Origin of the sequence: Emergencia sp., from assembly GCF_048465375.1 — a bacterium.
GTDB lineage: Bacteria > Bacillota > Clostridia > Peptostreptococcales > Anaerovoracaceae > Senimuribacter.
Genome location: NZ_DBFWLQ010000002.1, coordinates 583,167 through 607,382, shown reverse-complemented (window position 1 = coordinate 607,382; position 24,216 = coordinate 583,167). Strand labels below are relative to the sequence as shown.

The following is a 24,216-nucleotide window of genomic DNA, read 5'->3' as shown; positions in this document are numbered from 1 at the left end:
TATTATACGTCTCGCCATTTAAAGCCTATGCATAAATAAGCCGCTGCCGATCTTCGGTTCAAACCAGGTAGATTTCGGCGGCATGATTTCTCCATGGTCCGCGATATTCATCAACTCTTCCATAGACACTGGATATACTGCAAATGCCACCTTCATATCCAGGGTCGCTCTGCGTTCCAGTTCTTTCAGACCTCTAATTCCTCCTACAAAATCAATCCTCTGATCGATGCGCGGGTCTTCAATTTTAAGTATCGGTCCCAATAGACGCTGCTGCAAAATAGAAACGTCCAGTGCATCGATGATATCGTCAGGAATAATACGTTCTTCACAGACCAGTTTATACCAATGTCCCTCCAGGTACATAGAAAACTCATGCAGCGTATCTGGCCGATACGGCATGCTGCCTTCGTCAGTGACAGCAAAACCGGCTTCTGCGATTTTTTTCAGGAACTCTTCTTTTGTATAGCCTGCCAGATCTTTAACTACCCTGTTATAGTCGTAGATACGAAGATCTTTGTCTGGAAAAATTGCTGCCATGAAAAAGTTAAACTCTTCCTCACCAGTATAGTCCGGATGTTGATTTCTTCGCAGTTCTCCCACCTTGCAGGCCGAGGCACTGCGATGGTGCCCGTCGGCAATATAGAGATCCGGAATCTGATCAAAGAGTCCGCAGAGGGCTGCAATCAAATCATCGTCCTCAATGACCCACAGCGTATGTCCGATACCGTCCTTTGTGACAAAGTCATATTCCGGCTCGTATCCGTGCACGTAACCCTCAATAATAGTTCTAATCTGCAGATTATCCCTATATGTTAAAAAGACCGGTTCTGTATTAGTATTGCATACATCAAAGTGATTGATCCTGTCTATTTCTTTTTCAACTCTAGTAAACTCGTGTTTTTTAATGACGTTATTCTTGTAATCATCGATGCTGACGCAGCCAACGATTCCTGTCTGATATCGTCCATTCATCTGCTGCCTGTAAATGTACAGTGCAGGCGCCTCTTCTTCTATAAAAATTCCCTTGTGCAGGTGTTCTTCGATATTCTCTTTCGCTTTTTTGTAGACGGACTTGTCATAGGGATCTTTTACCTCTGGTAAATCAATCTCAGCTCTGCTGATATGCAGAAAACTGCAAGGATTCCCCTTTGCCATCTGCGCAGCTTCTTTTCTGTTCATCACGTCATAGGGCAGAGCGGCTACACTTTCTGCTTTGTCTCTAGACGGCCGTACCGCTTTAAATGGTCTGACTACTGCCATGATTGCTTCATCTCCTTACAAATATAGTCTATGACTTCTTCTATCGACATGTTCGTCGTATCCACTTCTATCGCATCCTCTGCCTTTCTGAGAGGCGTGACATCCCTGGTCGAATCGTTGTAGTCTCTGGCGGTAATATCCGCCAAAACCTGCTCATAGTCCACCTTCTGCCCTTTGTCCAGAAGTTCTTTATATCTGCGCTTTGCCCGCTCTTCCGGCGACGCAGTAATAAAAAACTTGTACTCTGCATCAGGAAAGACGACAGTACCGATATCACGACCATCCATGACCACGCTCTTTGCCTGTCCCATTTTTTGCTGCAGATCTACCAATTTCTTTCGGACGATGGCTACGGCTGAACAGCGGGATGCCTGTTTTGATATTTCCGGTGTACGAATGAGGTCGTTTACCACCTGCCCGTCTAAGATGGTATCACCTTCAGAAAAATCAATCTCAGTCGTATCAAGCAGGTTCTGAATACCTGCCAAATCATCGACGCTGATGCCTTCCTTGAGCATTTTATATCCAATGGCCCGATACATGGCTCCTGTATCGATATAGTCAATGGAAAGCTTCTGTGCAACAGCCTTTGCAATGGTGCTCTTGCCCGCTCCACTAGGTCCGTCTACTGCGATTCTAATCATATCTGTCATCTTCATCTCCTATTTGTTTCCGATTAATTTCTCGATTTCTTTGATAAAAGTATTCACATCTGTAAACTGTCTATACACAGAAGCGAATCTCACGTAAGCTACTTCGTCCACCTTTTTCAGCTGATCCATGATCAATTCTCCGATAAAATTGCTCTCTACTTCTTTTTCCATCAAATTGTTGAGCCCTCGTTCAATCTCGTCGACGATGCGCTCAATTTCAGCCATGGGTACCGGTCTTTTTTCACAGGCTTTGACGATGCCGCTCATGACCTTGCTGCGGTCAAAGGCTTCCCTTCTCCCGTCTTTTTTTATGATCATGATGATAGATTCTTCTACTTTTTCATATGTGGTAAAACGCTTGCCGCAGTTTTCACATCCCCTTCTTCTTCTGATTGCATGTCCCTCTTCTGTTGGTCTTGAATCGATTACTTTTGTGTCTGGATTTTCGCAATATGGACATCTCATTTGGCCCCTCCTGTTATTCATCTACAAGAAAAAATGTAATAATCTTTATTGTACTACATATTGTGTTTATTTTCCATAGAATTTATCAGAATGTATCCAAATCTACTAAGACTACATCGTCGCCGATGGTTCTGATCCTGTCCCATTTTATGACGAAATCATCCTCTCTGCTGCCAAAAAAACGAAAAATTCCTTTTTCTGCCGGTATCACAATCCCATCGATGGTGCCTTCTTCCAGGTTCACCTCTATATCGTAAATAAATCCCAAGCTTCTCCCATCACTAATGTTGATCACTTCTTTGTTTTTCAGTTTGTCCGTACTCAGCATTTTTTGTCCCTCCATCCTATCGTTCGTATACAGGATATATATATTCGCAGGTCAAAAGGATTATGCATCAATGCAATGAAAACAGCCGTACTTCTTTTGTCGAAGTACGGCCATAGAGTGTTACGCGCTGATTTTCATATGTGCTTCTTTTTCAAAATATTCCTTGGTTTCTCTTGCGACGACACCGCTGAGTGCAACAAGGGCAATCAGGTTCGGTATTGCCATCAATCCGTTGAAAATGTCAGCGATTGTCCAAACAGCTTCAACCGTTAGGAATGGTCCGATCAATACCGCCAGTATGTAAATCCACTTATAGGTCAGAAGTACATTCTTTTTCTTTCCTACCAGATACTCCAGACATCTCTCAGAATAGTAGTCCCATCCTAAGATTGTAGTGAATGCGAAGAACGCTAAACACAGCATCAGTACGAAAGCGCCTGTGCTCTGGCTCCAAGGCAGACCCTGTCCAAAAGCGTAAGCAGTGCATTCGGCACCTTCCAGTCCCTGATCCATAGCACCAGTCATAATCAGAGTCGTACCGGTCATAGTACAGATGACGATGGTGTCGATAAAGGTACCTGTCATAGAAATCAGACCCTGTCTCACGGTAGTCTTTGTCTTCGCTGCAGCTGCCGCAATCGGCGCGCTGCCCAGACCTGCTTCATTGGAGAAGATCCCTCTGGCAACTCCCTTCTGCATGGCAACCATCATAGCGCCTAAAGCACCGCCTGCCATGGCACGAAGACCGAAAGCTGACTTGACGATTTCTGCAATCGCTGCCGGAAACTCTTTGATATGAAAGATAATGATAGCCAGACATACTACCACATACATCACTGCCATAAACGGAACGATGATCGTAGTGACGCTGGAAATACGCTTGATTCCGCCGATAACAACCAAAGCTGTTGCCGCGGCTACGATGATGGCTGCTGCGACTGTCGCAACGGAATATTCTCCGCCGAACAAGGAAATCATGTGCTCACTGTCAGGGTCAGCAAAGTTCTTTACTGCAGAAGCGATTCCGTTGACCTGTGTAATCGTACCGATTCCTAAAAGTCCGGCACCTACACCGAAAATGGCAAAGAGCTTGGCCAGCCATTTCCAACTTGCTCCCATCCCTTTTTCAATGTAATAAAAAGGTCCGCCCAGAGCGTGGCCTTCTTCGTCTATCGTCCTATACTTCACGGCTAAAAGACCTTCTGAATACTTGGTAGCCATTCCAAAGAAAGCTGCCAGGATCATCCAGAAAAGCGCACCTGGACCACCTGCCGCTACAGCCGTAGCCACGCCTACGATGTTACCTGTACCGATGGTAGCTGCCATTGCTGTACAGAAAGCGCCAAAGCTGGTAACCTCCCCCTCTGCGCCCTCTTCATTGGTCAGCATGAACTTCAATGCTTTACCCAGTTTTCTCACTTGAACCACTTTGACTCTGCACGTCAAAAGGATACCCGTACCCATGATCAATACGATGAGGGGTATGCCCCAGACGAAATCATCGATACTCTTTAAAATTTCTGTAAAATTCATTCTTTCATCTCCTCTTTCTTTTGTCAAATATTAATAATCAGCTGACCCGTCATCGGCGGCAAAGCCGAATTCGGGCAAAAGTAAAAGCCGAATTATAGAATCCGGCTCTAGAGAGATGACATAAGCTATTTAGATGAACTATTGGCTCTGTCCTCTTTGCCTGAGATATCACGTATGGGTTGCTTATGCCCATGCGCTTAAACCTTCGGCGACCTTGCGGTACTCTCCAGAGAGATAGTCTGTGTTTCAAGCTCTTTCATCATCAAAAAGACCAAATTGTCTGAAATACAAACTAACGTTAAGAGTGTATCATACAATTTGGTCTATTGCAACAAATTTCGTTATCTTTTTTTGTAATTACTTGCTTACTTCTTTTCCGTAGTCCATGACTTTATCCATGACTTTGTTCAAAAGAAGGGAAGTTCGATATCCTTCCTGATCACAGTATTCTTCGATGGTCATCTTGAACTGTTCTTTGAAGGTTTTTTCAGTGTAACCGGAGGTTTCCATGAGGTTCTTCATATAATCCTCATATTCATCGTCAGTCACTTCCAGGCCTTCTTTTTCAGCGACATAGTAGCAGACCATATCCTGTTTTACCTTTTCTTTGGCATATTTTTTGACGGTCTTCTTGAATTCTTTATCCGTATAACCGACAGCCTTGAGGTAATCCTCCCATTCATAGCCGTAATTTTCTGCCGTCTGCTTAAATGATTTGGTCAGATTCTCTTCGGTCGTTTTCAGCTCTTCCTCTGGATATTTTTTAACCTCAGATTTATCGACAATGGTTTCCCAAAGCTTCTGTTTTGTTTCAGTTTCGGCCTTGGCCTTCTTTTCTTTCAGAAGATCTTCCTTTACTGACTTTTCGTAATCTTTGAGGTTATCATACTTGCTGTTTTTCTTGACAAAAGCCACATCGTACTCAGGCACTTCCTCCACCTGTTTGCTGTTGATTGTCACTTCGAAAACAACATCTTTGCCCTGCAGGTCTTCCTTTGAATAATCTTTCGGGAAGGTCAGATTCAGTTTGACCTTTGAGCCGATTTCTTTGCCGATCAGCCCATCGGTAAAGCCGTCAATAAACTGCGACTGTCCGATTGTAATGGTTTGGTTATCAGCACTGCCTCCGTCGAAGGTCTTTCCATCAACTTTTCCCTCGTAGGAAATGTCGATGGTATCGCCGTCCTTGACAGTTCCGGATTTGATCGCCTTGGTCTCTGCTTTTTCTTCCAGGTTCGCCTTAATCTTATCCTGTACCTCATCCTCGCTGACTGACACGGAAACCTTCTTGTATTCTAATCCCTTGTAGTCACCTAGCTTTACATATTCTGAAAGGTCATAATCGTACAACTTGCTGCCGCATCCTGATAATAAAAACAGGGAAGTCAGGCAAAGTACGGAAATCAGGCCTATTGAAAAAAATCTTTTCTTCATACGTTATCCATCCTCTAATCTTTAATACTTTTATCCGTTTCCAGACTATCTCATTCTAACATGGGTTTTGTCCATTTTCAAATATTATGTCAATATTTCACATAAAATACACAAATATTTAAAAACATTCTGACCCGCAGCGCTTTCAGACCCTGCAAGCCAGAATGTCATCGATTAATGATCTACCGGTACTGCATCAGAGAGATCTTCTTGTTTTGCCTCTCTGCGCGCTCTCTTTTTCTTTCTGGAGATGCCTGTTACGGTGATGTATACCAGCATCAGAACAGTCGCCAGATATGGGATTGCCGTCGTCAATTCCGAAGGAACCCCCACCGACTGCAGTCTCAGACCTAACGCCTGGAGGAAGCCGAAGAGCAAGGCTGCTCCAAAGACCTTTGGCGGATTAGCCATACCAAAGATGACGCAGGCAAAGGCGATAAATCCACGATTTGCGCTCATGCCTTCCGTGAAGCAGTTCAGATATCCCAGGGACAGATGGGCTCCTGCAAAGCCGCAGAAGATGCCGCAGAGGATACTCGCCAGTACCTTCATCTTGACCGGACTGACACCGGCTGTCTCCAGCGCCTCCGGATGTTCACCCGCTGCCCTCATCCAGAAACCGTAAGGCGTCCTATACAGGAATATCCACACGGCGAAGACCAGCAGCCAGGACAGATATACAAAGATAGAATGACCACTGAGAACAGGTCCGATGAACGGGATTTCCTTGATCAGCGGAATCTCTACCACTGGAAGCCCTTTAATAGACTCAGATACCCACGTTCCCACCTGTCCATACACATTACGCAAAATAAATACCGTCAGGCCTGCCGCGAAGGTGTTCAAAGTCATACCGATGATGAATTCGTCGCTCTTCAGTTTGACCACGAAAAGAGCGAAGAACAGGCCGATGAGAATGCCGACCAACACTGCCGCAAGGACACCCATAGGTGCGCTGACAAACATAAAGCTAAAAGCCACCGCCACGAAAGCACCTGTCAGAATCATACCCTCCATTCCGATGTTCATGATGCCTGCATGCTCGGTGAATAGTCCGCCGAGAGCCGCCAGGATGACAGGGGTTGCGTTACGAATCGTATTTTGAAATAGTCCGACGCTAAATATTGTTGCTATCTGATCCCACATTTGCGCTGACCTCCTTTCTTGCCTTTGCTTTTGCCGCCTGCTGCATTCTCTTATGTTCGATCCAAACGGAAATGCCCTTTTGTGCCGCCATCAGGAAGATGATAATTGAAAAAATAATATCATAAATCTGAGAGGAGATGCCAACAGTCAAATCCATCATAGTTGCACCTGTGCTTAATATTGCAAAGAAGAAACTCATGATGATGATACCGATCGGGTTGTAGTTCATGATCATGGCGACCAACATACCGTCAAAGTAAAACTCGTTGCTGACGCCGTCCGTCATGCGGCCTTGATATCCATAGACCAAAAGCATACCTACAAAGCCGCAGATAGCTCCTGATGCAACCATGGAGCCGATCATGATCTTACCGCCTGGAAGGCCAGAAAATTTGGAAAATCTGTAATTTTCTCCAGTTACTTTCATCTCCAAGCCAACGCTGGTCTTTTTCATCACGTACCAGATAAAGAAGGTGACTATCGCCCCCGTAATAAATCCTGTGGTTAGATTAGAGGCCATGATTAGTTTACTAAACCGCAGCGTATCAGGAAGATAATCGGTACCTTTCGTAATTGACTTTAAAGGTGAATTCCAAGGTCCATTAACGAGATAAGTACAAACCTGTATTGCTACCGTGTTAAGCATGATAGTAGTGATGACCTCGCTGACACCCAATTTCACTTTGAGAATCGCCGGAATCCAGGCATAAAAGCCGCCGACGATGACTGCACATAAGAGTGAAATTACGATGATAATTGGTGCGGGCAGGCTGGAAAACCAGAGTCCCGTCATGGTGGCAGCTAACGCGCCAAAGAACAACTGTCCTTCACCACCGACGTTGAACAAACCTCCCCTGGCGCCAATAGCTGTCGCAAGACCCAGAAGACAGAGCGTCATAGCTTTGTCTATGGTGTTTCCGATAAAACGCTCGTTACCGATAGAACCCTTGAGCATTGCACTGTAGCCTTCAATCGGACTGTAACCCGTCATAGCCATCAGAACAGCGCCGATCAGCAGGGCAACGACAATACTGGCAATTAGAGATAGGATGTATTTTGTGTCAATGTTCTTCAAATATTTCACGCCTGTCCACCTCCTGCCTGCGTTTCTGCAACCTTGCTGCGGTCTCCTGTCATGTAGTAACTGATATCCATCTTATTGATTTCACCTTCGACAAATTCTCCAGTAATTTTTCCCTCATACATGGTAATGATACGGTCACTGAGGCGGAAAATCTCATCCAAATCTGCACTGGCAAGAAGGATTGCGCAACCTTGGTTTCTTTTATCAATAATGCTCTGATGGATGAACTCGATAGCGCCTACGTCCACGCCTCTGGTCGGCTGGGCGATAATCAAAACTGGCGTATCAAAAGAGAACTCTCTGGCTACGACAACTTTCTGCATATTACCGCCAGAAAGAGATCCCACTTCTGTATCGATGCCCGCGCCTCTGATATCGAACTTCTCAGAAATCTCTTTGGCATACCTCGCAATGGAGGATTTTTTCAGGTGAACCTTGTATTTTGAAAAATCTGGACGGCGCTCCTTGCCAATAATCAAATTCTCCGTAATAGTAGAAGGTGAAGAAACGCCAGTGGAAATTCTGTCTTCTGGTATATGTGCCAAGCCTAATTGGCGAATTTGACCAGGGTCCATGCCGTTGATCTTCGTTCCTTCTACGAAAGTCTCCCCAGACAGAATGCCTCTCATTCCTGTGATAGCTTCGAGAAGTTCACTCTGCCCATTGCCTTCAATGGCTGCAATGCCAAGGATTTCTCCCGCATGTACTTTTAAATTGACGCCTCTTACGGCCAACAGCCCGCGATTGTCCGCCACCTGTAAGTCCTTTACTTCAATTTCCACATCGCCCTGTGTTCCATGTTTTTCCATCTTGTCAAAGAGCACGTCGCGGCCCACCATCATGGAAGCAAGGATTTTTTCATTGACGTCATTGGTGTTTTCTACGCCTACTAGCTTACCCTGGCGCATCACGCCGACTCGATCAGAAATTGCCATGACCTCATAAAGCTTGTGGGTGATGATGATGACTGTCATATCCTTTTCGCGGACGATTCTCCTGATAACGTTAAATAGTTCTTCTGTTTCCTGTGGCGTCAGAACCGCTGTAGGCTCGTCCAAAATCAGGATATCCGCACCGCGATACAGCGTTTTGAGGATTTCCACCCTCTGCTGCAGACCAACACTGATTTCCTGTACTACCGCCTTGGGATCTACTACTAAACCGTAATCATCGACCAAATCCTGAGTAGCCTTCTCCGCAGCTTTTAGGTCATAGAAAAATTTGTGTTTCCTTGGTTCTTTACTGAGAGCGATGTTCTGCGCCACGGTAAAGGACGGCACCAACATGAAGTGCTGATGCACCATGCCGACTCCATTTTCAATGGCTTCGCTGGGCGTATGTTTTTCCATCTTGTTGCCCTTGATGTAGACATTTCCGTTGGTCGGTGTATTGATACCGTAGAGGATATTCATCAAGGTACTCTTTCCTGCGCCATTTTCCCCTACCAAAGCGAAGACCTCGCCCTTCTTAATATCAAAAGAAACGTTGTCATTAGCTAACACGCCGGGAAACTGCATGGATATGTTCTCGAATTTTATGATTGTATCTTGCAAAGCTTCTACCCCGCATTTCTTCGTAGTTTTTATTTTTAATTCAAGTACCAAACAAAGCGTGGCGTTTAACACGCCACGCCCTTGTCGTTCAGCTTATTAATTATAAGTGATTATAAAGCAGTATCGACTTTCAGTTTACCGTCTTTCAGGTTCTTAATCTGCTCATCCAATTCTGCTCTAATGTCTTCTGGAACCAATATTTCCTGATCTTTGTCGCCATAGACAACGTCTACATATCCGCCGTCCATACCTGCATCAAATACCTTTGCACCAGGGAAGGATTCTGGATCTTCTGCATAATCCTTAACGATGTCAACGATTGATTTGCCCACCTGCTTAACCATGGAGCAGAGGATGTCATCAGCATATTTTTTTAACGTGATTCTCTGATCCTGGTCAACGCCGATGCACTTGATGCCCAGTTCTTTTGCCTTCATGATGGCGCCGTTACCGGAACCGCCAGCAGCGCAGAAGATGATGTCTGCACCCTGAGATGCCAATGTCTGTCCAGATTCAGCCCCTAAGTTAGTGTCAGTCCAGTCGCCCGTAAAACTCTTAACAACCTTTACAGATTTACCTTTATCTTCACCTGCAGCCTTAGCTCCCTGTTCAAAACCAACGCGGAAGTCGTTGATTACCGGAATGTTCTCTCCGCCGATGAATCCGACTACGTTGCTCTTTGTCATCTTGCCAGCAACCCATCCCACCAGATAGGAACCTTCGTTTTGCTTATAGGATACGCAAGTTAAATTTGGATGATCTTCTAAATCGTCTGCAACGATATCACACCATACGAATTTAACATCTGGATAATCGTCTGCTACCTTTCCAATCATATCCAATTCAGAACCGACACCAATTACAATATTAGCATCGTCTGCAGCACTTCTCAAATTCTGCTCATATAAGTTGGAATCTTCTTTGCATTCTACTGTTGTTGCATCAAATCCTTCTTCTTTCAGCTGGTCGATGCCTGCCTTTGCAGAATCGTTAAAGGACTGGTCGCCTAATTTTGTAGAAATGACGCATCTAATTTTAAGATCTTTCCCAGCGTCTCCACCAGCTTCTTTGTCGTCTCCCCCGCAACTTGCCATAACCAGTGACATTGAAAGCACCATTACAGCAACCAGGGTCAATGAAATAAATTTCTTCATTTTCATCCTCCGTAAAATCATAATAGCTATAAAATATCTTTAAACTGATTTTATCACATTGTCATTTTATTATCAACAAAATTCAGTCAATTATTCTAATGTTCTAATTACTCCTTCAAACCCAAAGTCCAAGCAACCCAAGTCGTGGCAATCGCTGGAGAGGATGATCGGACACTGCAGCCGATCAATTTCTTCCAATAAGAAATCCGCCGGGTACGGCTTTGTTCGATACCCTCTTGCCATAGCTCCCGTGTTAATTTCGAAAATCGGCTTGCTGCGAGCCGCCTTTGTCAGGGCCTCCAGCGCCGCCACCCTATACCATGTTGCATTTTCGTCAAAATATTTGTATCCTTCGTTGAACTTGGTAATCAGGTCAAAGTGTCCGACGATATCAGCTCTGGTCTTTTCAACCACATCGGCCAAAGTCCCATAATAGCTTTCCACATAGCTGCGAAAATCACCGCCGAAATACTGCTCCACAATGGTAACAGTGATTTCTTCCGTGTAGTCCACAGGCAGGTACTTATCGCCTGCTTTTACATAGTGAAGCGACCCGATAACATAGTCATAAGGGTAGCCATCTCCATCACCAAAATAATCCCGCTCGATACCCAGGTAGATATCAATCTGTCCCTTATATTTCTCTTTCAGCGCCAGAACCTCCCTGCGGTACTCCTCTGTGTCAGCAGGACTCATACAGAAGTCCGTATCAAAAGAGGAGTATTCGTGCCCGGAAAATCCCAAAGCACGAAAGCCCAGGGCTATGGCACGCTGCACCAAAGCCTCCGGGCTGTCTTTGCCGTCGCAATAATAGGTATGGGTATGCAGATTCACATCTCCCTTTTGATTTAATAATTTCATTTTGTCATTTTCTCCTGTTTCACTTTGTGGTCGATGATGTGGCGGCTTTCCAGTTCGCCCATCACATCGTCTACACTGATGCCCATTTCCACCATCAGCACCATTACATGATACATCAGGTCTGCAATTTCGTAAACAGTTTCTTCCTGGTCGCCTGCCTTGGCAGCGATGATGACCTCTGTGGATTCTTCACCGATTTTTTTGAGAATCTTATCCAGGCCCTTTTCAAAGAGATAGGTCGTGTAGGAGCCCTCCGGCATTTCCGCCTTTCTTCCTTCCAACATCTCATAGAGTGTTCTCGTCGAAAAATCTGACGGCAGTTCTCCCATCACCGGATAATTAAAACAAGAATCGGTACCCAGATGGCAGGCTGGACCTTCTTTGTTGACCGTGACAACCAGCGCGTCTCTGTCGCAGTCAGCTGTGATGCTCACGATGTGCTGGAAATTACCGCTGGTCTCTCCCTTGCGCCAAAGCTCCTTTCGGGATCTGGACCAGAAACAGGTCTTTTTTTCCCGAAGGCTGATTTCAAGGCTCTCCCTGTTCATATAAGCCAAAGTCAGAACTTTCTTCGATTCTGCATCCACTACGATGGCTGGGACCATCCCCTTCTCGTCAAATTTTAACTCTTCAATGTTTACCATGATTATATTCCGCCTTTCTGCGAAAGGCACCAATGCGTCATGAAACATATTGGCTAACTTTCGCTTTAAAATCCATTTTCCTTCTACCTATTTGTTTCAAACTTTGCTCCTACTTCTCATACCCTATATGGGTATACGCTCTTTATGTTTTAGATAAAACGCCAGAAACGGCGAATTTTTTTGCGCTTCTGGCGGATTTGACCAGCTATACGCAGTAATTCTGTCACTTGTGCGTCATATTAGGCCGTCTGAAATCCATAAAATAACAAAAAAGATAAATGTAGGTTTGCTTTTCCATCAAATCTTCTCCATGCCCCCTCTATTTGCTCATCACGGCACAGCATACCCCCACTGGATCAATAAAAATCCGCCAGAAAAGGTCGTTTTTTTTGATTTTATGGCAGATTGGGGCTGAAGCGGCTGGCATGGAAGTTTGGGGCAGCTCCCTTATACGACGCATTCCTTGCCGGCTAAAGCCGGGGAACGCCAGCATAAGGTCTGCCTTGCTGCTCGCTCTGCTCGCAGGGCAGCTCCATTATCTCCGCACATGAATGCCTGCCGCAGCAAGTTCGTCCTTGAGTTCTCTGATGGAAACTTCTCCAAAGTGGAAAATAGATGCGGCAAGGCCCGCGTCGATATCTGGGATTTCATTGAACAAGTCGATGAAGTCCTGAATGCACCCTGCCCCGCCAGAGGCGATGACTGGCACCGATACCACTTCTTCCACAGCTTTCAGCATTTCTATGTCAAACCCCTCTTTGACACCGTCTGTGTCGATACTGTTGACGACGATTTCCCCTGCGCCAGCAGCCTCTCCTCTTTTAATCCATTCTATGGCATCAAGCCCCGTATCTTCCCTGCCGCCTTTGGCAAAGACATGATAAGCTCCGTCTACTCTTTTGATGTCTGCAGAGAGCACGACGCATTGGTCGCCGTATTTCTTCGCCGCCTCACTGATCAACGCTGGATTCCTGATGGCTCCAGAATTAACGGAAACTTTATCGGCGCCGCACTTAAGCACCCTGTCAAAATCTTCAATGGTGTTGATCCCGCCCCCTACAGTCAGCGGGATAAAAATCGTAGACGCGACCTCTCTGAGAATATCCGTAAAGAGCTGCCGCTCCTCTACCGAAGCTGTGATATCGTAAAACACCAGCTCATCTGCACCGTTATCGCTATAATATTTTCCCAGTTCCACTGGTGAAGAAACATCAGAAAGCCCCTCAAAATTGATGCCTTTCACCACTCTGCCGTTTTTCACATCCAGGCATGGGATGATTCTTTTGGTTATCATTTGTCCGCCTCCTCCGATTGTTCAACCGCCTCCGCTAAATCGATGTCCCCTGTGTAAAGCGCTTTACCGATGATGGCACCGTAAACACCCATGGATTTCAGCGCCAAGATGTCATCCATGGAAGACACGCCGCCTGACGCTACGATCTCTACAGGGTATTTCTCTGACAGTTCCTGATAAAGCTGCCGGTTAGTTCCCTCCATGGCTCCATCTTTTGCAATATCTGTGCAGATAATGCAGCTGACTCCATCTCTGCATAATTTAGCAAAAATCTCGTCTACAGAAATCTCAGAGACTTCCGTCCATCCATGAATTGCCACATTTCTGCCGGAAATATCCACCCCCACAGCGATCTTCTCGCCGTAGCATCCAATCATACGGGAGGTAAAGTCTGGATCCTTCACTGCGATGGTTCCGAGAATGACTCGGTAAACGCCCGCATCAATATATTTCCGTATGGTTTCCTCATCCCGGATGCCGCCGCCAATTTCCACCTTGAGGCCGCTCTCCGAAGCCAGACTCTTCACGATTTCAAAGTTCGGCGTTTCACCATCTTTCGCACCGTCAAGATCCACAACATGCAGGAACTCCGCCCCCGCCGCTGCAAACTTCTTTGCCGCCGCCAAAGGGTCGTCCCCGTAGACCGTCATTTTATCGTAATCTCCTTTTAGCAATCTCACGACCTTGCCGTCCCGCAGGTCAATTGCCGGAAAAATCTTCATAATTCAATAAATCCTTTCAATATTTTCATGCCCACCGTACCGCTCTTCTCCGGATGAAATTGTACGCCGTACACATTGTCTTTCGCTACTGCCGCCGTCAGATGCGCGCCGTACTCTGTCGTTGCAATGACGGAATCCTCACAGTCCGCGCCAAAATAAGTATGGACGAAGTAGACGAAATCGCCCTCTTCAATATACCTGAACAACGGACTCTTCGCTTTTTCCTTTGGAAACAGCAGAGAATTCCAACCGATGTGGGGTACTTTGTAACCTGCGGGCACAACGCCTTCCATGGTGACGACCTTGCCTTTGATCAGCCCCAGTCCGTCATGTTCTCCGTACTCCCAGCTTTTCTCAAACAAAAGCTGCATGCCCAGACAGATGCCAAGAAGCGGTTTGCCCATCTGCGCCTGCTCCAAGACCACGTCTGCGAGACCACTGGCCTTCAGTTTCTCTGCCGCATCACCAAAAGCGCCTACGCCGGGCAGGATGATTTTATCGGCGGATCTGATTTCGTCCGCATCACTTGTGAGTACCGCCTCAGTCCCTATATTGCCAAATGAGCTGTAAAGAGAAAAAATATTGCCTACGCCGTAATCTACAATCGCAATCATTATAATACACCTTTCGTCGAGGGAATTTCTCCTTCGTATTCTTCATTGATTTTAACCGCTTTTGCCATGGTTCGTCCAAAGGCTTTAAACATCGCTTCGATGATGTGGTGGGTGTTTTCTCCCGCCAGTTCTTTGAAGTGGAGGGTCACTCCCGCTTTTCTGACAAAGCCCAGAAAAAACTCCTTGACCAATTCTGTGTCAAAATCCCCAACCTTCGCAGAAGGCATGTTAACATCAAAACCGAGATAATCTCTGCCTGAAATATCCACTGCGCACAGCATCAGGGTTTCGTCCATGGGAAGGACCATATGGGCATAACGCTCGATGCCTCTCATATCCCCTAGGCTCTCTGCAAAAGCATTCCCGAGAACGATGCCCAGATCCTCCACGCTGTGATGATAGTCCACCTCCCTGTCTCCGATGCAGGTGACTGAAAGATCAAAGCGCCCGTGTCTGGCAAAGAGGGTCAGCATGTGATCCATAAAGCCGCAGCCTGTTACAATCTCGCTCTGTCCGCTGCCGTCCAGGTTTAACTTGAGACTGATGTCCGTCTCCGCTGTCTTTCTCTTGATTACACTCGTTCTCATCCGATCACCTCTTCTATGGCGTCAAGAAGCTGGTCCATCTCCTCCCTGGTTCCGATGGTAATTCGGTTATACTGGCTGATTTTTTCTGAATCAAAGTGACGGATCAAAATCCCCTTTTCACGGAGTTTTTGATAAAGCTCGCCGCCGTCCATCTTCTCACATTTTGTAAAGAGGAAGTTTGCCTTAGACGGAATCACCTTGAAACCCAGCTCCATCAGTTTCTCCGCAGTATAGCCCCGCGTTTCTATAATTTTCTTGCAGTTTGCCTTGTAATAATCGTTCTCTTCAATGGCCGCAATCCCTGCCGCACAGGTCAGACGATTGACATTGTACGGATTCGTAGAAAACTTGATTTTCTCTAAATCCCCAATCAAGGCTTCGGAAGCGATGGCAAAGCCGAGGCGCGCACCCGCCATACTCCTGGACTTTGAAAAAGTCTGCACTACCAGCAGGTTGTCGTATTTGTGCACCAACTCTACCGCGCTTTCCGCGCCAAAGTCCACATAGGCTTCGTCGATGACGACCACGTTCTCTGGGTTGGTTCTGACAATTTCCTCAATCTCATACAGAGACAAGGCTTTGCCCGTCGGCGCATTGGGATTGGCGATCACGATCATCTTGTTCTGGCAGACATAATCCTTGGAGTCGATGGAAAAATCCTCTTTAAGAGGTACCTTTGTATATTTCAAATTGTAAAGGTCTGCGAAGACCTGATAAAACCCGTAGGATATTTCCGGAAATAAAACCTCTGTCCTGCCGCCTGCAAAGGCCATGAATGCGAAATTCAAGATGTCGTCTGAACCATTTGCCACGTAGATATTGTTCTTCTTCATGCCATACTGCTTTGCCAGGGTTTCTTTGAGGCCTGCGCATTCCGGGTCAGAATATAGTCTGAGATTTTCCGCTTCTCTGCTGTTGATGGCATCTATAACTTTCGGTCCGGGCGGATATGGGGATTCATTGGTGTTCAATTTGGTGAACACCATATTTTTTGGCTGTTCACCAGGCGTATAACTTTCTAATTTTCTATATCGTTCATTTAAATATTTGCTCATTGTTACCTCCTAATGGTTCTGCCCCAAATCTCTGATTTGGTTTGGCAGACCTTATGCTTTGGGAGACCTAACCCGATTTGGCGAAGCGAAATCCCTGGTAGGTCCCCTGTCAAAAGTGCAGCGCTTTAGCGCCTGGCACTTGACCGCTACGCCCCGCAAGCGTCAGCGGGCGGCTAGGCGCTAGTCGTATGATGGTTCTATTGGTTTACCTGCACCCGCAGACTGTCTCTAATTCCTTCGATGGCCTTGGTCTTAAACTTGAAGCTGGCCTTGTTGGCAATCAGTCTGGCGCTGATGGGTACGATGGTATCGATTACTTCTAAATCATTCTCTTTCAGGGTTTTTCCTGTCTCCACGATGTCCACGATAACGTCGGACAATCCCAGAATAGGAGCAATTTCTATGGAACCATTGAGTTTGATGATGTCGATATCACGACTCTCTTTCTCATAAAAATTCCTCGTAATCCCTGGAAACTTGGTAGCAACCCGCAAGGTGCGGCCTGTATTATCCCGGAAGTCTCCTTTTGCAGCCACAGCCATGCGGCATTTTCCCAAATTCAGATCCAGCAGTTCGTAAACATCTGGTTCGTATTCCAGAAGGATATCTTTGCCGGCAATACCGATATCTGCAGCTCCGCGTTCCACATAAATTGTCACGTCTGAAGGCTTCACCCAGAAGTACCTGACTCCAGCATCCTCATTTTCAAAGATCAGCTTTCTGTTGTCCTCTTTGATGGTAGGACATTCATAGCCTGCTCTCTCAAACATATCGTAAACTTTCTTTCCCAGCCTGCCTTTCGGCAGAGCCACATTAATCATTTCGTTCAAGGGTTCGTACCTCCCCGTTTTCTATCTTCACAAGTCTCTTATAAGTCAGTTTTGCAGGAATCGTCTTTTCTACCAAGACGGTACTGCCGCCGTCCCTGATTGTCTTTGCTTCTTTGAGCACCTGACTGATGTCAGAATCCTCATCATAAAGAAAGACCACATCGAAGTCATACATTTTCTCGTATGGTTCGAGACGGTCCAAAGAATCGAGGTATACGGCAAAGCCCAAGGCTCCAGCCTTCTTTCCCATGCGTTCCATCAGTTTGTCGTATTGACCGCCTGAAAGAATACTGGTTGGAATTCCGTTGACAAAGCCTTTGTACAGCACACCGCTGTAATAGGTCATGTCGTTGACGATGGAAAAGTCGATGTTGATGTTCCTCGCCAGCTTATTGGCGGCCAGAACACCACAGATCGTATCAAGCTCATCTAGAGCCTCTTTCGCACCGTTTGTCAAGTTCAGCTTCTTCAGTTCACTGATGACTTTACGGTAATTTCCATATGTAGATACCAAGACTTCTAAGGATCGTTCTATATGATGATCGATTGCATGGACATGGCAGATTTCATGGATTTCATGAAGGTTTTTTTCACCGATGCACTTTACAATCTTTTCTTTGATTTCGTCTTCAAGTGGATGGAGCAGTGCTTTAATCAATCCCATATGGGAGATTTCAAGTACATAATCACTGCTGATGACGGCAAGACTTTTGGCTGCCAGCAGCGTCACTTCGCAAATGTTGTAGATATCGATATCGCCCATGCACTCAAGTCCTGTCTGCAGGATCTCTTTGTACGAATGGACACTCTTTGATGCACGATAAATATTCTCACTGTAGTAAATTTTCTCAACATATCCTGGGACATGATGATAATTCTTTACGATAGAGAGCGTCAAATCCGGCTTCAGTGCCATCAGTTTCCCACCAGCGTCGTTAAATGTGATGATGCTGTCAGATGCGATAAAATCCTTGTTTCTGACATACAGTTCATATTCCTCGAACTTGCCCATCTTGAACTGCGTATAGCCGTATTGCTGATACAGCGCCCGCAGTTCAAAGGTGGCTCTTTCATCACTCTTCATTAGTTTTCTGTTGATTTTCATAGTCTGCCTCGAACTCCTTTCGTACTTTACCATAGTAACATATTAAAGCATTAAGTCAAGAGGATAACTGCAGTTTTCGTGTACTTTTTTTAATGCAAATCGGCCAAAAATAACGCTGTCCATCGGCGGCACAACGGCCTGGCGGCAATTGACAGTCCGCAGACCTCTTGGTTCTTAAGGAATGTCTTGAACATTTTTTCTGAATTATAACAATTGCGGACTCTATACAACGTAAAAACGACTATTTAGTCCGCAATCTATACGGTTTTCAAAAATGTTCTTAACATTTTTTTTGCGCAGAGACATTGCGGACTGCAAGTGCCTGTTTCTGTTCTCTGACAGTCCGCAGATTGCTTGGTTTCCAAGAAATGTTTCAAACATTTTCTCTGAGTTATAACAATTGCGGACTCTATACAACGTAAAAACGACTATCTAGTCCGCAATCTATACGGTTTTCAAAAATGTTCTTAACATTTTTCTCGAGCAGAGACATTGCGGACTGGCAAGTGCCTTTACTTTTGTTGAAACATGCGGAAATCCGTCTTTCAGACGATATTTCCTATGAATTAAAAAGAGCGTCCGTCTGGACGCTCCAAAGCCGCTGGGCAGGTGGCAAATCTGCAGGCTTGCCAAGCAGGCAGCCCTTGACAGACTCATTCTATCTTTTCAGCATATTTAACAGGCTGGCCAATTCCTCTCCGTGATGCTTTGAAACAGCACCGGGATTTCTGCGCAAAATCTTGGCCAGATGATTATATTCGCGATCTGTTCTGCCGAGAATCTTCCGCTTTTCTGCTTCTACTCTGTCCAGATATTCTGTCAAATCAGCAGAGTTTGCCTCGGTATTCGTGAAGTATTCAAAAATTTGCTGAGACAAATTTTCTAAATGTGCAAGACTGCGCTCTCTCGCCTCCTGCAAGTTTTCCGCAAAGCGCTCTTTGCGTGTTTTTTTCTTTTCGGCCCGTTCCTCTTTGAATCTGCGAATATCGTCTTCTGCAATAGCCGCCACCACGTCGATGCGGTTTTGCAGCTTTCTGATTTCCTCATTGCTTTCTGCTAGCTTAACCAATGTAGCCTTCAGATCCATCGCTTCATTGAAGGATACGGTCATATCTACGGCCACATAAATTGTCAGGGCAAAGGATGTGATATCCACTGCCGTCAGCGGAATTGACATGACCAAGTCCTCAATAGGCGGATGGAGAACTTTGACCAGCAAAATAGAAAATGCGCCCCAAGCAAAAGAAACCATCAGGCAGATATGTCCCTTCAGGTTGCATTTGTGCTGACTGTAGTCCCAATACCTGACGTGAAAGAGCCTTTCCATGGCATCACCTGTGAAGTATTCCAATATTGTAGAACTGATCATACCGAAGAGATAGATCAAAAAGATATTGTCACGCACACCTATCGTGCTGAGGAGAATCACGATAGCGCCACTGCCATAAATGGGCAGGAAAGGGCCGTGCATAAACCCGCGGTTGACCCATTCCCTGGTTCTAAGTGATACATAGACTGATTCCCAAATCCAGCCAAAGAAACAGTAGATATAAAAAAAGAGAAACCACTGCGTCGTGCTATACATCCTTTTTACCTTCTTTATGACACATAGAAACGTTGGGACAGCCTGAACAGGTGAAGTCACATCGTTCATCGTTGATGTCTCTCTTCGCCTCGTTCTTTTCAGCCAGGAATACGGCCGCAAAAGCTAACAGTGCGATGACCACTGCAGCCACGATGATATATCCAATATGAGTCAAAAAATAATGCATCTCAATTACCTCCATTTTGATAATATATACCAAAACTCCCTCAGATGCAAACACTTATCACAGCAAAAAAGAGAAGCTGCTTTGACCATAGAGAATTCGACACGTAATTTGTACATATTTTAGAGCAGGACGTTGACCCCCTTTGCTTAATAAAGTAAAATATAACCAAAAGATACTTTACTTAATTAAGGAGAAGCCATTATGGATACAACCGACCTGAAAATAATCGATCATTTAAAAAATCACGGACGTGCAACCATCAAGGAAATCGGGTCTGTGGTCAACCTCTCATCTCCTGCTGTCACAGAGCGAGTAAAGCGGCTGGAAGAAAACGGTCTCATCAAAGGCTACCAGGCAGAAATAGACTATGCCAAGCTTGGCAAAGCCATGCAGGCCTTTGTGGCAGTAGATGTAGAGCCCAAAAAATACGAAAACTTTTGCGCCTTCTGTCAAGAAACCCCCGCGATACTGTCTCACTTCCATATCATCGGACCTCACAATGCGATGCTGCATGTAGCGGTCACTGGTTCAGAAGAATTGAGCCAGCTGCTTTCAAAAATTCAATTCTATGGAGTCTCCCAGACCTCTGTCATCTTAAATCGAATTTTTTAATCAATCGAATAGAATCCGACCGCGTCTTTCTTTGTCAGAAGGCCATACGCAACCAAAGATAACATTGCTGGTGATTTTTGGTTGGTAGTCAAGTCCCCAAAACCGTGCTATCGTATAGCAAAGAAAGGAGTGTGAAAAATATGATTTCTACGAATCTGGTCCATCTGCGCAAATACTACAAGTATTCCCAGGAATACCTCGCAGAAAAAATTGGCGTGTCCAGGCAGGCTGTAGCCAAGTGGGAAAGCGGCGAAACGCTACCCGATTTGGAAAATTGTATAGCCCTCGCAAATCTATATAACGTCACCTTGGATAACCTGGTCAACTACGATCCTGAGACAGCAGACCTTCCCATTGCACCCAAAGGCAAACATGCTTTTGGCACAGTTACGGTAGGCGATCGCGGTCAAATCGTCATTCCCAAGAAGGCGAGAGATCTCTTCGACATCAAAACCGGAGACAGTCTCCTGGTTCTCGGCGATGAAGAGCAGGGAATCGCCATGGTGAAAGCAGATATTTTTTTAAGCATCATACGCGATATGATGTCAAAAGGGGAAAAATGAAATGAAACCAGCAATTATAGCAACAAATCTAACCAAAAAATATGGAGATAAAACTGCGGTTGAAAATCTTAACCTGGCAGTGAATCAGGGGGAGCTGTATTCTCTTTTGGGCGTAAACGGCGCCGGAAAGACCACCACCATCAAGATGCTTTCCTGCCTCATTAAACCTACTTCGGGTGATGCCAGCCTCTGTGGATACAGCGTCCAAAAAGAGGCATTGAAAGTAAAGGAAAAAATCAACGTATCACCGCAGGAAACAGCCATCGCTATGCAGTTATCCGTCCGTGAAAATCTGGAATTTATCTCCGGCATTTACGGTCATGAAAAGACGACGGCAAAGGACAAAGCGACCGAGGTCATAGAATCCCTGGGGCTTACAGCGATAGAGCATTCCAAAGCCCGCATCCTCTCAGGCGGCTGGCAGCGCAGGCTGTCCATCGCTATGGCTTTGATTTCTGATCCGGAAATCCTCTTTCTCGACGAGCCGACCCTTGGATTAGATGTCATCGCCAGGAGAGAGCTTTGGCAGACAATCGAATCACTAAAAGGCAGAAAGACCGTCATTTTGACCACCCATTATCTAGAAGAAGCAGAAAGCCTCTCTGATCAAATTGGTATCATGACCTGCGGCCGGCTTATCGCCTCCGGTACTCCGGCAGAACTGAAAGAACAAGCCGAAGAAGAGAATTTTGAAGACGCTTTCGTAAAACTCTGCAGTGGAGGTACCGTACAATGAAGACACTTGCTTTTGCATCGCGCAACACAAAGGAAATGGTCAGAGATAAGATCAATCTGCTCTTTGGCCTCGGTTTTCCACTCATACTGCTATTCCTGCTCTCTTTGATGCGGGCCAACATGCCCAACGGTCTTTTTTCAGTCGAATACCTGACACCTGGCATCACCATCTTCGGCTTCTCTTTTATCTCCCTATTTGCGGGGATGATTGTGGCTAAAGACAGAACCAGTTCCTTCATGCTAAGACTATTTACTTCACCGATGACCTCTGGAAATTTCATCTGCGGATATTTGCTGCCCCTGTTGCCGATGGCCATCTGCCAAACCGCCATCTGTTTTTTGGCTGCGTTGGTTCTTGGGCTGGACTTTACAGTAAAAATCTTCGCTGCCATTGCTGTATTGCTGCCCTGCTCAATCATCTTCATCGGAATGGGATTGCTCTGCGGCTGTATCTTTACTGAAAAACAGGTCGGCGGTGTCTGCGGCGCCTTACTTACAAATCTAACTGCCTGGCTTTCGGGCACCTGGTTCGACACCAGCATAGCGGGGAACGTCTTTGATACGATTGCTCACCTTCTGCCCTTCTGTCACGCCGTCGATGCCGGCAGAGCCGCTCTCTCCGGAGACTACAGTGCCATCATGTCTGATCTCCTCTGGGTATTTGGTTACGCCATCGTCGTTACAATTCTCGCGATTGTGGTATTTCAGCGGAAGATAGCGGCGGATAAATGATACGCCGGGTCATATACAGTGCAGCAAGCAGCGTAATCGTCTCCGTGACTGGGATTGCCGTCCAGACGCCAGTCATGCCGAAAACTTTTGATAACAACAGCGCTGACGGTGCAATAACCACCAGCCCTCTAAGCAGAGAGATGATAAATCCTTTCTCTGCTTTTTCCATTGCGCTGAGATAGCCTGCCAGTACAATATTCAAACTTCCCGGGAAGAATCCCAGAAAATAGATGGTGATACCCTCTTTGGCGATGGACTGCAGCTGTGCGTCTCTGCTTTTGTTGAAAATCGAAACAATGCCATCGCTCCAGACATTGGAGATTACCACAATGACCGCTGTCAAGACCAAAGCAACGAGGGAAGCATCCTTCAGCACTGTTTTCAGCTGATCCGTCAGTCCTCTGCCATAATAATCACTGACCAAAGGCTGTATGCCCTGCGCGATACCCGTAAAGATAGACACCGCAAAGAGGGCCACATTAGCGACGATGCCATAGGCGGCAACAGCAGTATTCCCGCCCAAACCGAGAAACAAGAAGTTAAATATCATGATGACCGCTCCGGTGGACAGTTCGTTGACAAAAGATGAAATTCCCAGCTTGCAGAAGTCGACCACCGTCTGTAACAGGACCTTCGTCCTGATCAATTTGAACTGATTTTGCTTTTTAATAAAATGTATTGATAAGCAACAGATACTGATGACTGGTCCAATTCCTGTTGCAAAGGATGCACCAAACATTCCCCATTTGAAGAGATAGATAAACACGTAATCTAAAACGATGTTCGAAAAGTTTCCAGCCAGCATGGCGATGGTAGCCAGCTTCGGATTACCATCATTTCTCACAAAGGCCACAATCGTGTGATTCACAATGTAAAAAGGGGCAAAGAACATGATAACCCTCAGATAAGTGCTGGTCATTCCTTTCGTTATTTGGTCAGCACCGATTGCTTCTGCTATCGGTCCAGCAAAAAGAAGTCCTGCTGCTCCAATCAGGCAGCCTGCCGCAATACCTGCCACGATGGCGTTGGTAAAGACTTGGCTGCCCGTCTCTCGTTCACCCCGCGACTTGCTGACAGCGTATCTGGTGCCGCTGCCGATTCCTACCATGAGCCCTATTGCCTGTATAAAACTGAATATGGATATGGCAAGATTCAGTGCAGTTAAACCATCGGCACCGATACCATTGGCGATAAAAAAGGTATCCGCAACGATGTAACAGGAGCTTCCAAGCATAGCCAAAATATTCAGCGATACATATTTGGCAAACTTCTTTCTGCTTTTGTCATCAATTCTCTCCATGTCGTCCTCCTAATAGTTAAATATAGTCATATAACAAAAAATGCCCCGCAGGTTCCTGCTTACGACCTACCGGAACCATTGAGACACGCATCCTCATCTACCCGGTGGCAGATGAGAGGGTTTCTTATTTATCTGTCTATATTCTAACATATACGATTCATGATTTAAAGTCAAAGTTTT

26 protein-coding genes and 1 riboswitch are annotated in these 24,216 nt (G+C 45.8%); of the genes, 4 read left to right on the top strand and 22 right to left on the bottom strand.

What is annotated here, in order from left to right:
* Nucleotides 1-18: 18 nt before the first annotated feature.
* The 21 genes from ACMQ5W_RS03330 to ACMQ5W_RS03230 form a co-directional block, all read right to left on the bottom strand.
* On the bottom strand, nt 19-1,260 hold the full coding sequence (locus ACMQ5W_RS03330) for a DUF1015 domain-containing protein (RefSeq protein ID WP_148491590.1): 1,242 nt from the start codon (nt 1,258-1,260) through the stop codon (nt 19-21).
* Nucleotides 1,251-1,913 carry a (d)CMP kinase gene (cmk, locus tag ACMQ5W_RS03325; protein WP_419023371.1) on the bottom strand — a complete coding sequence of 221 codons (663 nt, stop codon included), beginning with the start codon at nt 1,911-1,913 and terminating at the stop codon, nt 1,251-1,253. Before cmk ends, ACMQ5W_RS03330 begins: the two co-directional genes overlap by 10 nt.
* A gap of 9 nt (nt 1,914-1,922) precedes the next feature.
* Nucleotides 1,923-2,378: a transcriptional regulator NrdR gene (gene nrdR / locus ACMQ5W_RS03320; RefSeq protein WP_419023369.1), complete on the bottom strand. Its 456-nt coding sequence runs from the start codon at nt 2,376-2,378 to the stop codon at nt 1,923-1,925.
* A gap of 85 nt (nt 2,379-2,463) precedes the next feature.
* Nucleotides 2,464-2,706: a PRC-barrel domain-containing protein gene (locus ACMQ5W_RS03315; protein ID WP_148491587.1), complete on the bottom strand. Its 243-nt coding sequence runs from the start codon at nt 2,704-2,706 to the stop codon at nt 2,464-2,466.
* A 120-nt stretch (nt 2,707-2,826) separates the two neighbouring features.
* Nucleotides 2,827-4,239, bottom strand: a complete 1,413-nt coding sequence (locus ACMQ5W_RS03310; RefSeq protein WP_419023367.1) for an alanine/glycine:cation symporter family protein — start codon at nt 4,237-4,239, stop codon at nt 2,827-2,829.
* Nucleotides 4,240-4,376: 137 nt separating this feature from the next.
* Nucleotides 4,377-4,479, bottom strand: a riboswitch (glycine riboswitch).
* 117 nt (nt 4,480-4,596) lie between these two features.
* Entirely contained in the window at nt 4,597-5,673 is a 1,077-nt protein-coding gene (gene tig / locus ACMQ5W_RS03305; RefSeq protein WP_419023365.1) for a trigger factor, read from the bottom strand.
* Between the two features lie 174 nt (nt 5,674-5,847).
* Entirely contained in the window at nt 5,848-6,819 is a 972-nt protein-coding gene (locus ACMQ5W_RS03300) for an ABC transporter permease (RefSeq protein WP_419023363.1), read from the bottom strand.
* Nucleotides 6,791-7,903, bottom strand: coding sequence for an ABC transporter permease (locus tag ACMQ5W_RS03295; RefSeq protein WP_419023361.1), 1,113 nt, complete (start codon nt 7,901-7,903; stop codon nt 6,791-6,793). The genes ACMQ5W_RS03300 and ACMQ5W_RS03295 overlap by 29 nt, the downstream gene beginning before the upstream one ends.
* Nucleotides 7,900-9,456: an ABC transporter ATP-binding protein gene (locus ACMQ5W_RS03290; RefSeq protein WP_419023359.1), complete on the bottom strand. Its 1,557-nt coding sequence runs from the start codon at nt 9,454-9,456 to the stop codon at nt 7,900-7,902. Before ACMQ5W_RS03290 ends, ACMQ5W_RS03295 begins: the two co-directional genes overlap by 4 nt.
* Before the next feature lie 110 nt (nt 9,457-9,566).
* Entirely contained in the window at nt 9,567-10,610 is a 1,044-nt protein-coding gene (locus tag ACMQ5W_RS03285) for a BMP family ABC transporter substrate-binding protein (RefSeq protein WP_419023357.1), read from the bottom strand.
* A 90-nt stretch (nt 10,611-10,700) separates the two neighbouring features.
* Nucleotides 10,701-11,471, bottom strand: a complete 771-nt coding sequence (locus tag ACMQ5W_RS03280) for a histidinol-phosphatase (protein ID WP_419023355.1) — start codon at nt 11,469-11,471, stop codon at nt 10,701-10,703.
* Nucleotides 11,468-12,115 (bottom strand): bifunctional phosphoribosyl-AMP cyclohydrolase/phosphoribosyl-ATP diphosphatase HisIE, encoded by a 648-nt coding sequence (gene hisIE / locus ACMQ5W_RS03275; protein WP_419023353.1) that lies wholly within the window; start codon nt 12,113-12,115, stop codon nt 11,468-11,470. Before hisIE ends, ACMQ5W_RS03280 begins: the two co-directional genes overlap by 4 nt.
* 535 nt (nt 12,116-12,650) lie before the next feature.
* Complete coding sequence (hisF, locus tag ACMQ5W_RS03270) at nt 12,651-13,409, bottom strand: imidazole glycerol phosphate synthase subunit HisF (RefSeq protein ID WP_419023351.1); 759 nt, start codon at nt 13,407-13,409, stop codon at nt 12,651-12,653.
* On the bottom strand, nt 13,406-14,131 hold the full coding sequence (gene hisA, locus ACMQ5W_RS03265; protein WP_419023349.1) for a 1-(5-phosphoribosyl)-5-[(5-phosphoribosylamino)methylideneamino]imidazole-4-carboxamide isomerase: 726 nt from the start codon (nt 14,129-14,131) through the stop codon (nt 13,406-13,408). Before hisA ends, hisF begins: the two co-directional genes overlap by 4 nt.
* Nucleotides 14,128-14,745 (bottom strand): imidazole glycerol phosphate synthase subunit HisH, encoded by a 618-nt coding sequence (hisH, locus tag ACMQ5W_RS03260; RefSeq protein ID WP_419023347.1) that lies wholly within the window; start codon nt 14,743-14,745, stop codon nt 14,128-14,130. The genes hisA and hisH overlap by 4 nt, the downstream gene beginning before the upstream one ends.
* The gene (hisB, locus tag ACMQ5W_RS03255; RefSeq protein ID WP_419023345.1) at nt 14,745-15,332 is read right to left on the bottom strand and encodes an imidazoleglycerol-phosphate dehydratase HisB; all 588 of its coding nucleotides are present in this window, start codon (nt 15,330-15,332) and stop codon (nt 14,745-14,747) included. The genes hisH and hisB overlap by 1 nt, the downstream gene beginning before the upstream one ends.
* Nucleotides 15,329-16,387: a histidinol-phosphate transaminase gene (gene hisC, locus ACMQ5W_RS03250; protein ID WP_419023343.1), complete on the bottom strand. Its 1,059-nt coding sequence runs from the start codon at nt 16,385-16,387 to the stop codon at nt 15,329-15,331. The genes hisB and hisC overlap by 4 nt, the downstream gene beginning before the upstream one ends.
* A 197-nt stretch (nt 16,388-16,584) precedes the next feature.
* Entirely contained in the window at nt 16,585-17,208 is a 624-nt protein-coding gene (gene hisG / locus ACMQ5W_RS03245; protein ID WP_419023536.1) for an ATP phosphoribosyltransferase, read from the bottom strand.
* A complete protein-coding gene (locus ACMQ5W_RS03240) occupies nt 17,201-18,322 on the bottom strand; it encodes an ATP phosphoribosyltransferase regulatory subunit (protein WP_419023341.1) in 1,122 nt (373 codons plus the stop codon). The genes hisG and ACMQ5W_RS03240 overlap by 8 nt, the downstream gene beginning before the upstream one ends.
* 658 nt (nt 18,323-18,980) lie before the next feature.
* Nucleotides 18,981-19,907, bottom strand: a complete 927-nt coding sequence (locus tag ACMQ5W_RS03235; protein ID WP_419023339.1) for a putative ABC transporter permease — start codon at nt 19,905-19,907, stop codon at nt 18,981-18,983.
* The gene (locus ACMQ5W_RS03230; RefSeq protein ID WP_148491571.1) at nt 19,900-20,094 is read right to left on the bottom strand and encodes a FeoB-associated Cys-rich membrane protein; all 195 of its coding nucleotides are present in this window, start codon (nt 20,092-20,094) and stop codon (nt 19,900-19,902) included. Before ACMQ5W_RS03230 ends, ACMQ5W_RS03235 begins: the two co-directional genes overlap by 8 nt.
* A gap of 201 nt (nt 20,095-20,295) precedes the next feature.
* Here ACMQ5W_RS03230 and ACMQ5W_RS03225 point away from each other — a divergent pair, with 201 nt between their 5' ends.
* From ACMQ5W_RS03225 to ACMQ5W_RS03210, 4 genes are all read left to right on the top strand, one after another.
* Nucleotides 20,296-20,706: an Lrp/AsnC family transcriptional regulator gene (locus ACMQ5W_RS03225; RefSeq protein WP_148491570.1), complete on the top strand. Its 411-nt coding sequence runs from the start codon at nt 20,296-20,298 to the stop codon at nt 20,704-20,706.
* A gap of 140 nt (nt 20,707-20,846) precedes the next feature.
* Nucleotides 20,847-21,269 (top strand): helix-turn-helix domain-containing protein, encoded by a 423-nt coding sequence (locus tag ACMQ5W_RS03220; RefSeq protein ID WP_148491569.1) that lies wholly within the window; start codon nt 20,847-20,849, stop codon nt 21,267-21,269.
* 1 nt (nt 21,270) lies between these two features.
* The gene (locus ACMQ5W_RS03215) at nt 21,271-22,005 is read left to right on the top strand and encodes an ABC transporter ATP-binding protein (protein WP_419023337.1); all 735 of its coding nucleotides are present in this window, start codon (nt 21,271-21,273) and stop codon (nt 22,003-22,005) included.
* Nucleotides 22,002-22,736 carry an ABC transporter permease gene (locus ACMQ5W_RS03210; protein WP_419023335.1) on the top strand — a complete coding sequence of 245 codons (735 nt, stop codon included), beginning with the start codon at nt 22,002-22,004 and terminating at the stop codon, nt 22,734-22,736. Before ACMQ5W_RS03215 ends, ACMQ5W_RS03210 begins: the two co-directional genes overlap by 4 nt.
* On the opposite strand, the gene ACMQ5W_RS03205 is transcribed toward ACMQ5W_RS03210, so the two are convergent.
* Complete coding sequence (locus ACMQ5W_RS03205) at nt 22,684-24,036, bottom strand: MATE family efflux transporter (RefSeq protein ID WP_419023333.1); 1,353 nt, start codon at nt 24,034-24,036, stop codon at nt 22,684-22,686. The genes ACMQ5W_RS03210 and ACMQ5W_RS03205 overlap by 53 nt on opposite strands.
* Between the last annotated feature and the right edge of the window lie 180 nt (nt 24,037-24,216).

Bases quoted from the DNA above. Each gene is read 5' to 3' on its own strand.
- ACMQ5W_RS03330 (WP_148491590.1), bottom strand. From the start codon at position 1,260: ATGGCAGTAGTCAGACCATTTAAAGCGGTACGGCCGTCTAGAGACAAA.
- cmk (WP_419023371.1), bottom strand. From the start codon at position 1,913: ATGACAGATATGATTAGAATCGCAGTAGACGGACCTAGTGGAGCGGGC.
- nrdR (WP_419023369.1), bottom strand. From the start codon at position 2,378: ATGAGATGTCCATATTGCGAAAATCCAGACACAAAAGTAATCGATTCA.
- ACMQ5W_RS03315 (WP_148491587.1), bottom strand. From the start codon at position 2,706: ATGCTGAGTACGGACAAACTGAAAAACAAAGAAGTGATCAACATTAGT.
- ACMQ5W_RS03310 (WP_419023367.1), bottom strand. From the start codon at position 4,239: ATGAATTTTACAGAAATTTTAAAGAGTATCGATGATTTCGTCTGGGGC.
- tig (WP_419023365.1), bottom strand. From the start codon at position 5,673: ATGAAGAAAAGATTTTTTTCAATAGGCCTGATTTCCGTACTTTGCCTG.
- ACMQ5W_RS03300 (WP_419023363.1), bottom strand. From the start codon at position 6,819: ATGTGGGATCAGATAGCAACAATATTTAGCGTCGGACTATTTCAAAAT.
- ACMQ5W_RS03285 (WP_419023357.1), bottom strand. From the start codon at position 10,610: ATGAAGAAATTTATTTCATTGACCCTGGTTGCTGTAATGGTGCTTTCA.
- ACMQ5W_RS03280 (WP_419023355.1), bottom strand. From the start codon at position 11,471: ATGAAATTATTAAATCAAAAGGGAGATGTGAATCTGCATACCCATACC.
- hisIE (WP_419023353.1), bottom strand. From the start codon at position 12,115: ATGGTAAACATTGAAGAGTTAAAATTTGACGAGAAGGGGATGGTCCCA.
- hisF (WP_419023351.1), bottom strand. From the start codon at position 13,409: ATGATAACCAAAAGAATCATCCCATGCCTGGATGTGAAAAACGGCAGA.
- hisA (WP_419023349.1), bottom strand. From the start codon at position 14,131: ATGAAGATTTTTCCGGCAATTGACCTGCGGGACGGCAAGGTCGTGAGA.
- hisH (WP_419023347.1), bottom strand. From the start codon at position 14,745: ATGATTGCGATTGTAGATTACGGCGTAGGCAATATTTTTTCTCTTTAC.
- hisB (WP_419023345.1), bottom strand. From the start codon at position 15,332: ATGAGAACGAGTGTAATCAAGAGAAAGACAGCGGAGACGGACATCAGT.
- hisC (WP_419023343.1), bottom strand. From the start codon at position 16,387: ATGAGCAAATATTTAAATGAACGATATAGAAAATTAGAAAGTTATACG.
- hisG (WP_419023536.1), bottom strand. From the start codon at position 17,208: ATGATTAATGTGGCTCTGCCGAAAGGCAGGCTGGGAAAGAAAGTTTAC.
- ACMQ5W_RS03240 (WP_419023341.1), bottom strand. From the start codon at position 18,322: ATGAAAATCAACAGAAAACTAATGAAGAGTGATGAAAGAGCCACCTTT.
- ACMQ5W_RS03235 (WP_419023339.1), bottom strand. From the start codon at position 19,907: ATGTATAGCACGACGCAGTGGTTTCTCTTTTTTTATATCTACTGTTTC.
- ACMQ5W_RS03230 (WP_148491571.1), bottom strand. From the start codon at position 20,094: ATGCATTATTTTTTGACTCATATTGGATATATCATCGTGGCTGCAGTG.
- ACMQ5W_RS03225 (WP_148491570.1), top strand. From the start codon at position 20,296: ATGGATACAACCGACCTGAAAATAATCGATCATTTAAAAAATCACGGA.
- ACMQ5W_RS03220 (WP_148491569.1), top strand. From the start codon at position 20,847: ATGATTTCTACGAATCTGGTCCATCTGCGCAAATACTACAAGTATTCC.
- ACMQ5W_RS03215 (WP_419023337.1), top strand. From the start codon at position 21,271: ATGAAACCAGCAATTATAGCAACAAATCTAACCAAAAAATATGGAGAT.
- ACMQ5W_RS03210 (WP_419023335.1), top strand. From the start codon at position 22,002: ATGAAGACACTTGCTTTTGCATCGCGCAACACAAAGGAAATGGTCAGA.
- ACMQ5W_RS03205 (WP_419023333.1), bottom strand. From the start codon at position 24,036: ATGGAGAGAATTGATGACAAAAGCAGAAAGAAGTTTGCCAAATATGTA.